The sequence below is a fragment of the Vibrio sp. 10N.261.54.A5 genome, assembly GCF_041471145.1.
Taxonomy (GTDB): Bacteria; Pseudomonadota; Gammaproteobacteria; order Enterobacterales; family Vibrionaceae; genus Vibrio; species Vibrio crassostreae_C.
The window spans coordinates 29,981-42,095 of record NZ_JBFRNU010000021.1 but is presented as its reverse complement, the minus strand read 5'-3'; the positions used below and the strand labels follow the sequence as shown (position 1 = coordinate 42,095).

Sequence of the window (12,115 nt, the reverse complement as noted above, 5' to 3'; positions counted from 1 at the left end):
TGTGAGCTTAGTATTTCTAAGTTCTATCCATTCTGAACATGTTCCAGAAATACGTTGAATGATTAGTCAGCGTTACGCTCTGCGAACTTCTCCAGGCCTAAAACCAATGCAATCGCAGCAAACATCATCACAATAGCCATTACCAGCTGAGAAGGCTGAGAAGTTACGGCTTCAAAATCAAACGGTGACAGGTTTTCTTGAATCAGAGGAACTTGTTCACCTTTTGAGTTTGTGCGCCAGCTGATGGTCTCTTTCCAAGGCCAGATCTTAGGCAGCGTACCGATCATCAAACCGGTTAAGAATACCAATGTGAAGTCGCGGAATGAACGCAATAGCCAAGACAGTGCATGTGAGAAAGTCAGCAGTCCGATCACACAGCCCGCAAGGAATAGCGCAAGTACATCGACTTGAAATGATTTAACGGCGCCAAGCACGGGGCCATACATGCCAATCAGGAGCAGAATAAAGCTGCCTGAAATACCGGGTAAAATCATCGCGCAGATAGCAATCGCACCCGCAATCAATACGTTGATGCTGGTTGGTTCCATTTGCAGCGGTTTAAGCACGGTAATGCTATAAGCGAAAGCAACGCCAAGCAGCAAAAACACGAAGCGAATCATATCGCGTTTCTCTACTTGCTTAAGAATATGGAAAACCGAGACCAAGATCAGGCCGAAGAAGAAAGACCACAGTGGAACAGGGTGGGTGACTAATAACCAATAAATCAATTTTGCGAATGTCGCAATGCTCGTGAATACGCCCGCGAACAGTGAAATTAGGAAGAAACCATTGATGTGATTAAACGCGGCTTTGAAGCCTTCGCGTTTCCATAAGCCAAGTACGCTAGGGTTAATTCTGCGAATGCTTTCTAGCAGCGTATCGTAGATACCAGTGATGAATGCGATGGTTCCGCCCGACACGCCAGGAACAACGTCTGCTGCGCCCATAGCCATGCCTTTGAAAAAAGTACTTAAGTAGTTCATTGCTTCATAGAGTTGAGGATGATTTTGTGCAGTATACAAACTTTAGTGTAAAAAAAGTATGAATATGCTTTTGGGGAAGGGCTTTTATTACTCTATTAATTGTAAGGCAATAAGTTGAAGTGAATATTTGCCTAACATTTAGATAACAACCACTTAGTGATTTGTCATTAAGAGCAGCAATGAAACTGATCTCTTATCGATATTGCATCTTGGTTGCATTATGCAAATGCACTTTGCAATTCGCATGACAAATTCATGGTTTTTATGCGATGCAGGGCTTATAAAACGTCGAATAAAAGTTGGCACGCTAACTGCATTATATACATTGACCCTTCTTAAGCCGAGGGTCACCTAGCCAACTGACGTTGTTAGTGAACTTATGATTTGTTCACAAATATATAGAGCCAATCGCGATTATTGCGGTTGGCTATTTTTTTGCTTGTCATTTGGTGATTGTCTTTTTTCATTTCCCGTTCCTACACTTTTAGGCTCTAAACTTCAGATGAAAAAAAGCCAGCCACCATAGGTGACTAGCTTAAACTTTTCTCGAATCTCGAATCTCGAATCTCGAATCTCGAATCTCGAATCTCGAATCTCGAATCTCTAATCTCGAATCTCGAATCCGTTTTAGTACCCCATCAACTGCAGCAAGTTCTCCGCTGTGCTGATTGCTTCTTTACGGTTAGCAATGTTGAGCTTTTGGTAAAGGTTACGGATGTGAGTCTTGATTGTGGTACCCGCTACATCGAGTTCTTGAGCGATCTGCTCATTACTGAATCCTGAGTAGATCAGACCAAGTACTTGCCATTCACGCTGGGTGAGTGGGCTAGTACGCACAAGCTCAGGAATGTTCGGGTGATTAACCAAGTTCTCAACAAAGTCTTCATCGAAGTGAACCGAGCGGCTGCGTTGGGTCGCGGAAATATCTTTCATGATTTGTTGTGCGCGGTGACGTTCTAAATCACCTAAGCCTGGCTTGTTGCTCAACTTATCCAAGATATGCCCGATAGTCCCACCGTCTACCAAGAAGTTACCGACCATACCGGTTTGGTTAGTCATATGAAGCGCTTCTTCGAGTAGTATTCGTGCGCTGTCTTCATCGTTAATTTGTGTACGTAACACGGCTTCAACGATCAAGTTGCGGTTGGTGTCTGTAATCAGGTGCGAACGCTGGGCTTCACTCTTAAGGAAAGTCAGCGCTTCTTCTGCGTCTTCATACTGCTCAAGGATGATGTGAGCACGAACGATGTTTCGCCACTGAAGTTGGCAGAAGTGGTTACTTGCCGATTCAGGTCGAACAGCCACACTCAGCCAATCACGGATAGCTTCTTTATCGCCTTTTACTTGCCAGAACAGAATCAAAGAAAGAGAAGCATTTGCCGTCCAATCTACGTGGTAAGTCGATTGACGCAATAGGTGCTGAATCTGGTCGATAAATTTCGACGCTTTATCAATCTCACCACGGCTCAATGAAATACGAGCCAACATAGAATAGCTGTGCAGGTGTTTACTCGGAGAGTGGTGACCAAGGATATCTAAGCCTTTGTAGCAACACTCTTCCGCTTCATCTAGTCGGTTCCAACACCAGAAGATCTGAGCGCGAACACGCAGCAAGAATTCGTGCAGAGGTACGTATTGCAGCTGATGTTCTTCAATCAATTTGAATGCACTGTCTTGTAGCTCAAATGCAGCTTGAACATAACCTTGAGCAATCAAGATTTCGCTTTGTTGCAGAATCGCCCACAGGGCCTGATGGTAAACCTGATACTGACGTGCCAGTTTTTCTGTTTGTTGCATCATCGGTAGCGCACGGCTTAGGTTACCCATTACGTGATTCACTTCGCCTACAACCGAGGTTGCGACAATGCGGCTACGATAAACGGTGGTGTTCAACTGACTCAACGAAAGCTCAGCCAATTCCAATGCTTTCTCAGGCTCATTGCTGTTGATGGCAACTTGTGCGCGTAAGGCGTTGTATTGGCCTTGCTGCTGAGTATCGAGTTCAATGTTTCGAGCTTGATATTGAGTCTCAGCCTCTTCCAACAAAGTACCCACTTGGTCATAACGGTGCTGACTTTGTGCAAGCCAAGCACGCAACATCGAAAGCTTTGGCTCACTGTAAAGTTGGTCGGTAGTCAGTTGCTTGATCGCCATCTCTAGTGACGACAGCTCACCTTGGTTGAACATCGGCCAACCGTGCTCAGTAAGGATTTGAATGATCAGTTCTGGATCTTCAGCGCGCTGTGCGTGACGTAGTGCTTGGTGCGGTGTGTTTTGCTTGATCCAAGCTTTTGCAGCACTTCGATGCAGTTCTGCTTCTTGCTGAGGAATTCGAGCTTGGCGCTCATGTGCGAGGAATTCACCAAATAGATTGTGGAATCGGTACCAGTTTTTCTCGCCTTCAAGCGGGTAGATGAATAAGCCAAATCGGTTGAGTGATTCGATCATACCCAGTGCGTCTTCACGCTGTGTAAGCGCGCAGACTAATTCGTCATTGAAATGATCAAGTACTGAACACTGCATTAAGAACTGTCGGGTTTCTTTATCCAGTAGATCGAATACTTCTTCAACCAAGTAATCCCAAAGGTGGGCATGGTTAAAGTGAGAGAATGACTCTGCGGACTGTGCAAGAGTGCGTTTTTGGTGTTGTGCTTGTAGCGCGATAAGTTGTAGTGCAGAAGGCCAACCTTCTACATAACTACAAATGCTATCTGCCGTGGTGTCATCAATGCCGTCGGCTACGCGTTGGTTGAAAAAGCGTGTGGTTTCTTCGGTATCAAACGCCAACGAGTCATTACCTAATTCGATCATTAAGTCACGAACGCGCAGGTTTGCTGTACCAAGTGGTGGCGTACCACGACTGGTGACAACCAACGTTAGGTTATCGGGCATGTGTTTGAGGAAGAAGCGCATGGCTTCGTGGATGTCGTCATTGTTGACCAAGTGATAGTCATCCAACACCAGAAAGTACTCGTGATGGAATTCCGACATCTCGGCAAATACTTCACTTAATAAAGAATGCAGCGATGAAAACTGTCGCTTTTCTGCCAGTTTTTGGGCATTCGGACAGGCATTTTGAGTCGCTTTATTAAGTGATTGAAGTAGGTAGTTGATAAAGCGGAAGGCATCATTGTCGCTATCATCAATGCTGTACCAACCCACATTAGGTTTATCTACCAACCATTGTGCAGCCATGGTGGTTTTGCCGTAGCCCGCTGGAGAGCGGAACAACACAAGCTTATAGCAATCTGCATTGTGAAGCAGATCGAGAACCCTAGGTCGTAGGATTGCATTATGTAAGCGGCCGGGACGAGTCAGTTTCGAAGGGATCCACATATCGAAGTTTTACACCTATTCCGTGGCTATGTTCTGGAATATCCCAATCTATCGTTGAGTGCACTCCAATGACATGAGCCTAATTACTTAAGTCTTTACTCATATTACGTGAAGCCAAACGTTACCGACTACGATCCTCCTCAGAAACCTTGCACTCCTGCATGTTTTTGGGTGTCTACGCCCTTTATTTGAGACTTTGCTCACGTTGCGGGTTGGTTTGTGAATGTGACTTCGTTCATCCCTACACGGGAATCAATGCAAAAGATGAGAGTTGGAAATTATTTTCGTGATCTGAAACTCAGATTTGGCAATGACTTTAAATGGGTTAAATAAAAGTCACATCAATTGAAGTTAAGTTATCGAACGGGAGCTTGTGATCTTAGTCACTCCAAGTTTTTGTTCGCAGTCAGAACATGAGAGTCAGATCACTAACCCTAAGTCGGTACGCCCCCTACGCCCTCCCATCTACTCCTAGTCAGTTGCATTAGCGGGAGGATGTTTAGTTTATGGTGACCATGCACGATATGTCACAGATGAATTAGAACTATTAAAAGCGAGATTTCTGAAATGAAACCAACTCAGCAAAAAACTTTCGATAAAGTGTCATTCCAAGAGAGTGTTAAGAAACATTTATCTGCAACCTACGCAACAACGATTGAAAACGCAGATAGCCGCGCATGGTACCTAGCAATGGGGCGTGCGCTAGCAGAACTCACAACATTTGATCTGTTAGAAACTGAAAATGACGAAAAAATTAAGAACGCGAAGAGCGTTAACTACCTTTCATTAGAGTTTTTGATTGGTCGTTTAACCGGTAATAACCTGATCAGCATGGGTCTGTATGAACAGATCACTCATGCAATGGAAGAGCTAGGTCAAAACCTAACTGATCTTCTAGAAGAAGAGCGCGACCCATCACTAGGTAATGGTGGTCTTGGTCGTCTAGCCGCTTGTTTTATGGATTCTTGTGCCGCTCAAGAATACCCAACAGTAGGCTACGGTCTTCACTACGAATACGGTCTATTCAAACAGTCTTTCCAAGACGGTCGTCAGCAAGAAGCACCTGACGCATGGCGTGGTGTTGAAGGTTACCCATGGGAAGTAGCTCGTCCAGAACTAGCACAACACATTGGTTTTTACGGTCATGTAGACGTTGAATTCATCGACGGTAAAGAAGTACGTACTTGGGTTCCAGGTATGGAAGTAAAAGCAATGCCTTGGGATCTACCAATCGTAGGTTACGAGTCAAGCACGGTTTACCCGCTGCGTCTTTGGGAATGTCAGGCAATTGCACCATTCTCACTAGCAAGCTTCAACAACGGTGATTACTTCGAAGCGCAACACTCGCTAATCGATGCAGGTAACATCACTAAGGTTCTTTACCCGAACGATAACCACGAGAAAGGCAAGACTCTGCGCCTAATGCAGCAGTACTTCCACTCAGCAGCGTCTGTTCGCGATATTCTACGTCGTCACGAAGCAGCAGGTTTCTCTCTAGAAGATCTGCCTAAGCAAGAAACGATTCAGCTTAACGATACGCACCCAACGATTGCGATTCCTGAGCTAATGCGCATCTTGATTGACGAGAAAGGTCTATCTTGGGACCAAGCATGGGAAATCAGTGCTCATACGTTCGCATACACGAACCACACACTACTTCCTGAAGCACTAGAGACTTGGTCTGAATCACTGATCAACCGTCTTCTTCCACGTCACATGGAAATCATTTTTGAAATCAACCACCGCTTCATGCAAGAAGTTCGCAAGATGTGGCCTGGTGACGGTGAGAAGCAAGCGAAGCTTTCTATCATCCAAGAAGGTTTCCACCGCATGGTTCGCATGGCAAACCTATGTGTGATTGGTTCTTACAAAGTAAACGGTGTAGCTGCGCTTCACTCACAACTGGTTAAGAAAGACTTGTTCCCTGAGTTCAACGAAATCTTCCCAGGTAAACTGACTAACGTAACGAACGGCATCACGCCACGTCGTTGGTTGAAGTTCTGTAACCCAGGTCTATCTACGCTAATCACGGGTAAGATCGGCACTGAATGGCCAGCAAAACTTGAGCAGCTAGAAGGCATCGCTAAGTTTGCAACAGACGCGAAATTCCAAAAAGAATTCATGGCTGTTAAGAAAGAAAACAAACAGCGCCTAGCTGATTGGGTTCAAGAGAACATGGGTATCGAGCTAGATACTAACGCTATCTTTGACGTTCAAATCAAACGTCTTCACGAATACAAGCGTCAGCACCTAGATTTGCTACACATTCTATCTCTGTACCACCGTATTCTTAACGAACCTGGTTTCGAGTGTGAGCCACGCGTATGTTTCTTCGCAGCGAAAGCAGCACCGGGTTACCACCTAGCGAAAGAGATCATCTTCGCGGTTAACAAGATTGCAGAGAAGATCAACAACGACCCTCGCATCGGTAACAAACTGAAAGTGGTATTCATTCCTGACTACCGTGTAAGCATGGCTGAAATCATCATCCCTGCAGCAGACGTTTCTCAGCAAATCTCACTAGCGGGTAAAGAAGCATCTGGTACGGGCAACATGAAGATGGCTCTAAACGGCGCGCTAACTATCGGTACGATGGATGGTGCAAACGTTGAGATTCGTGAAGAAGTGGGTGATGAAAACATCTACATCTTCGGCCTAGACGTTGATGGTGTTCAAGCTCTGAAAGCTCAAGGCTACAACCCATACGACTACTACAATGCAGACCCACTACTGAAAGCATCTCTAGACCTACTGACTGGCGATGAGTTCACTCCAGGTCAACCAGGCCTTCTACGTGCAACGTTTGATAGCCTGCTAGACGGTGGTGACCCTTACCTATGTCTTGCTGACTTCGCATCTTACGTGAAAGCGCACGAAGACATGGGCACGCAATACAAAGACCAAGCAGGTTGGGCTAAGAAAGCAATTCTTAACACAGCATTGGTTGGTAAGTTCACATCAGACCGCTCTATCCGCGACTACGTGAACAACATCTGGAAACTTGAAGCGGTTAACCGTTAATACTTCCAAAGTAGCCAAGGCAGTTTCTGCCTTGGCTCAATTAGCTTGTGAGCAAACGAAAGGCTTAAAGGTTTCGTTTATAAACAAGCTGCTTACAAACCGATTGTCACAAGCTAATTGATTAGTAAAAATTAAATTAACAACCCTACAAAATAGAAAGCGTCAGAACGTTTTCGGAGAGAGCGATGAAAGAACAGACCGTATTAAAACAAGTCGCAGAAATGGCAAACATTGCCGACAGTTACGTTAGTGCGTGGGGCGATGAAGCACAAGTATCAGACGAGACGATCACGTCTCTATTGGCTTCGTTGGGCTACGATACAAGCAGCGATGATGCACTGCTTAAGTCAGCAGAAAGAAAACACAAAAAAGATGTACTAGACCCAGTTCTTGTCTTGCGTGACGGTGAGCCAGTAGAAGTGGCGCTTAATCTAGGTGTAAGTGCTCGTGAAAGTGAGTTCAGCTGGCGCTTAGAAACCGAGCAAGGAGAGGTACTTGAAGGCTATCTTCAATCTCAAGTCATTCGTGACGAGCGTGCCGAGGGTGGCCCTTTAGTGTTTGCATTGCCAAGTGATTTGGCATGGGGTTATCACAAGCTCATTGTGAGCCGTAAGCGCCGTAAGAAGCCTTACGAGATGACACTGATTATTACGCCAAAAGCGTGTTTCAAGCAGTCACCAATCGAGCAAGGCAAAAAGCTTTGGGGACCCAGTGTTCAACTTTATACCCTAAGAACTCAGCATAACTGGGGTATTGGTGATTTCGGAGACCTAAAACAGCTTGTTGCGGATATCGCTTCTCGTGGTGGTGACTTCGTTGGTCTAAACCCAATTCACTCATTGTTCCCTGCGAACCCTGAAGGTGCGAGCCCATATAGCCCATCTTCTCGTCGCTGGTTGAACATCTTATACATTGATGTGAGTTCAGTTCCTGAATTTGCACTAAGTGCAGAAGCACAACAAACAGTCGGCAACGCAGAGTTCCAACAGCGTCTACAAAAAGCGCGTGAAGCACACTGGGTAAACTACACCGAAGTGTCTGAGCTTAAGATGAGCATCTTGCCTCTGCTATTCGCAGAATTTAAGACTCGTCATCTAGACAAAAACAGCGACCGTGCACAAGCGTTCTTAGCCTTCGTAGAAGAGGGTGGCGATAGCCTGATGCATCAAGCGGCGTTTGATGCTCTACATGGTGAACTGCATGCAGAAGATTCTGGCATGTGGGGATGGCCGGTATTCCCTGAGAAGTACCGTACATTCGACAGCCCAGCGACACAGAAATACATCAAAGAGAACTTAGAAAACGTTCATCTGTACATGTACCTGCAATGGCTAGCAGATTGCCAGATCAACGATGCACAGTCTCTTGCAGAAGAGAAGGGCATGGCTGTTGGCCTGTACCGTGACTTAGCGGTAGGTGTTGCAGATTCAGGCAGCGAGACTTGGGCTGACGAAGGCAACCTAGTGATGGATGCGAGCATTGGTGCTCCACCTGATATTCTTGGTCCTTTGGGTCAGAACTGGGGTCTACCTCCGTTAAACCCAGAAGTGCTTCAAGAAACAAGCTACGACGCTTACATCAAGCTACTTCGTGCGAACATGAAGCACTGTGGTGCACTGCGTATCGACCACGTTTTAGGTCTACTGCGCTTGTGGTGGATTCCAAAGGGTGAGAACGCAACTAAGGGCGCGTACATCTACTACCCAGTACAAGATATGCTGTCTATTCTGGCGCTTGAATCTCACCGTTACCAATGTAGCGTTATCGGTGAAGATTTAGGAACGGTACCGGATGAGATTGTCGACATCCTTGCAGATGCTGGCGTGCACTCTTACAAAGTGTTCTTCTTCGAAACATCAGAAGATGACGGTGGTTTCATCTCACCAAAACACTACGCATCACAATCGATGGCGGCACTGTGTACTCACGATATGCCAACGCTTCGTGGCTTCTGGCACTGTGATGACCTGAAAATGGGCCAAGAGATTGGCTTATACCCAGATGCAGAACAATTAGAAACCTTGTTCGATGACCGCCTAGAGTGCAAGCAAGGTATCTTAGATTCAGTAGCATGGCATGGTTTCCTACCAGAAGGTGTGGGCCGCGATGCGAGCCAAGTACCGATGGACTCTTACCTTGCTGAGGCACTTCAACTGCACGTAGCGGCTGGTGGTTCAACACTACTGAGCGTTCAGCTAGAAGATTGGCTAGAGATGGACAAGCCAGTAAACATTCCTGGCACGGTTGATGAATACCCTAACTGGCGTCGTAAACTATCAATGAACTTGGACGAAATATTTGCTCACGAAGGCGTTAATCGTATCGCTTCTAAGCTGACTGACGTTCGAGAAAAAGCCGGTAAGTAATGACGTGAGTGACTTGAAATTAGGTGGTTTTTTGCTTACGCCGTACGAAACTACAACCTCGGTCACTCAATAATGAATGCTCATCTGGTAGAATAAACCGTCGTTATATTGCCCGCACTAATAGCGGGCATTTTTGTATTATGTTTTTTGGATGTTTGGTTAGGGAGAAACGTTTTGGAACTAAGTTCGATTTCAAAGCAAAAACAAATATATACCCAACTATCACAGGCTTGTTTCACAGACCCATTCGCGTTTTTAGGGCCATACCTACCTTCTGAGCAAGGTGCATTACGTGTGTGGATTCCTGGGGCAGATAAAGTCGAGTTGATTGTTGGAAAGGAACCTCGTATTGAGTTAGCGCGAGAGGGTGAAAGTGGTTTCATTCTTAAGCAAGAGAGAGACTTACGTTTTACTCACTATAAGCTTGCGGTTGATTGGGCTGGCGTAGAACAGATCATTGATGATCCGTATCAGTACCACGATCTATATGCGAGTTATGAAGATCTTCATACACCGAAAGATATGTATCATCACATGGGGGCTCAGTTTATTACGCTAGAGCGTGATGGACAGACGATTTCAGGTACGCGTTTCTTGGTGTACGCACCGCATGCAACTGCGGCAAGCTTGGTGGGTAACTTCAACGCTTGGGATGGTCGCCGCCACCCAATGCAACGCCTAGATTACGGTATGTGGGGCTTATTCATTCCTGAACTGGAAGAAGGCGCTCAATACAAGTTTGAATTAAAAGGACCAAATGGCGAAGGCTTACCACACAAAGCTGACCCATGGGGTTTCTACTCTGAGCAATACCCATCGTTCTCATCTGTAACTTACGATCACGCTCGTTACCAGTGGCAAGATACTCAATGGCAAAATCGCCCGGTAACGCAAAAGCGCAAAGAAGCGCTTTCGTTCTATGAATTGCATGCAGGTTCTTGGAAGCGTAACGCTGAAGGTGAATTCTTAAATTATCGCGAGCTTGCGGCAGAGCTGATCCCATACCTAACGGATCTTGGCTACACGCACGTTGAACTAATGCCAGTTTCAGAACATCCATTCTACGGTTCTTGGGGCTATCAGCCTGTAGGTCTATTTGCACCGACTAGCCGTTTTGGCTCTCCAGATGATTTCAAATACTTCGTCGATCAATGTCACCAAGCGGGTCTTGGCGTTGTTCTGGACTGGGTTCCTGCTCACTTCCCAAGTGATGATCACGGCCTAGCAAACTTCGATGGTACGCCATTATTCCATGATCCAGATCCACGTCGTGGTTGGCATCAAGATTGGAACTCGTACATTTACGATTTAGGCAAAGAGCATGTTCGTCGTTTCTTAGTTTCTAATGCACTGTACTGGTTCGAGCAATTCCACATTGATGGCATCCGTGTTGATGCGGTTGCTTCGATGTTGTACCTCGACTATTCGCGTAGCCATGACCAATGGATCCCGAATGCGGATGGCGGCAACGAAAACTACGACGCTATCGCAACCCTTAAGTGGATGAACGAAGAAGTGTATAAACACTTTCCGAATGCGATGACGATTGCTGAAGAATCAACGGCTTTCCCTGGTGTTTCAGCACCGACTTTTATGGGCGGCTTAGGCTTTGGCTTTAAGTGGAACATGGGTTGGATGCACGACAGCTTGTCTTACATTCAAGAAGACCCAATCAACCGTAAATATCACCACGATACGATTACCTTCCCACTGGTTTACGCACACAGTGAGAATTATGTATTGTCTCTGTCTCACGATGAGGTGGTTTACGGTAAAGGTTCTATCCACAACAAGATGCCTGGTGATGAATGGCAGCAAACGGCAAACCTACGTGCTTATATGGGTTACATGTATGCGCAACCAGGTAAGAAGCTGAACTTCATGGGTGCAGAATTTGGTCAGACGGCTGAATGGAACCATGACGACCAGCTGCAATGGTTTTTGCTGGATTACGAGCGTCATCAAGGTGTTCAGCGTTTAACGAAAGACCTGAACAATCTGTACCGCTCTGAAGCTGCAATGCACGATCTTGATTTTGATCCGAAAGGCTTTGAATGGCGTCTACAGGACTCTGCTGAAGCGAGCATTCTTGCGCACGAGCGCATCAGTGAATCTGGTGAGCGAGTATTGATAGTGTCTAACTTTACGCCAGTGCCTCACGAGCATTTCCGCTTAGGTGTTCCTGCAAAAGGTGAATACGCATTGTTGTTGAATACAGACTCTGTCGACTATGCAGGCAGCGGTTTTGAAGTGAAGCAGACTGCTGAGATTGAATCTGTAGAGAGCGAAGGGCTAGACACATCGATTGAGCTGCGTTTGCCGCCGTTATCGACCGTTTTTTACAAGCTAAATTAGGTCTATAAGTTGAGCAGGTCATCGCTGCTCACTTTTCTGAAAGTCTAAAAAAGG

Annotated in this window: 5 protein-coding genes; 3 read left to right on the top strand and 2 right to left on the bottom strand. The window is 45.9% G+C overall.

The features are described 5' to 3' along the window. Positions 1-62: 62 nt before the first annotated feature. Positions 63-983, bottom strand: coding sequence for a DUF368 domain-containing protein (locus AB4329_RS06385; protein ID WP_372137860.1), 921 nt, complete (start codon positions 981-983; stop codon positions 63-65). Between the two features lie 627 nt (positions 984-1,610). After that, a complete protein-coding gene (gene malT / locus AB4329_RS06380) occupies positions 1,611-4,319 on the bottom strand; it encodes an HTH-type transcriptional regulator MalT (RefSeq protein WP_372137858.1) in 2,709 nt (902 codons plus the stop codon). Between the two features lie 567 nt (positions 4,320-4,886). On the opposite strand from malT, the gene AB4329_RS06375 reads away from it, so the two are divergent. The 3 genes from AB4329_RS06375 to glgB all read left to right on the top strand — a co-directional run bounded on the left by AB4329_RS06375 (position 4,887) and on the right by glgB (position 12,061). Continuing rightward, complete coding sequence (locus AB4329_RS06375; RefSeq protein ID WP_136973658.1) at positions 4,887-7,340, top strand: glycogen/starch/alpha-glucan phosphorylase; 2,454 nt, start codon at positions 4,887-4,889, stop codon at positions 7,338-7,340. A gap of 185 nt (positions 7,341-7,525) precedes the next feature. Next, a complete protein-coding gene (gene malQ, locus AB4329_RS06370) occupies positions 7,526-9,706 on the top strand; it encodes a 4-alpha-glucanotransferase (RefSeq protein WP_372137856.1) in 2,181 nt (726 codons plus the stop codon). A 174-nt stretch (positions 9,707-9,880) separates the two neighbouring features. Beyond that, positions 9,881-12,061, top strand: coding sequence for a 1,4-alpha-glucan branching protein GlgB (glgB, locus tag AB4329_RS06365; RefSeq protein WP_017067442.1), 2,181 nt, complete (start codon positions 9,881-9,883; stop codon positions 12,059-12,061). The last annotated feature ends 54 nt before the right edge of the window (positions 12,062-12,115 follow it).

Excerpts from the sequence above, each read along its gene's own strand:
- AB4329_RS06385 (WP_372137860.1), bottom strand. The coding sequence starts at position 983 with ATGAACTACTTAAGTACTTTTTTCAAAGGCATGGCTATGGGCGCAGCA.
- malT (WP_372137858.1), bottom strand. The coding sequence starts at position 4,319 with ATGTGGATCCCTTCGAAACTGACTCGTCCCGGCCGCTTACATAATGCA.
- malQ (WP_372137856.1), top strand. The coding sequence starts at position 7,526 with ATGAAAGAACAGACCGTATTAAAACAAGTCGCAGAAATGGCAAACATT.
- AB4329_RS06375 (WP_136973658.1), top strand. The coding sequence starts at position 4,887 with ATGAAACCAACTCAGCAAAAAACTTTCGATAAAGTGTCATTCCAAGAG.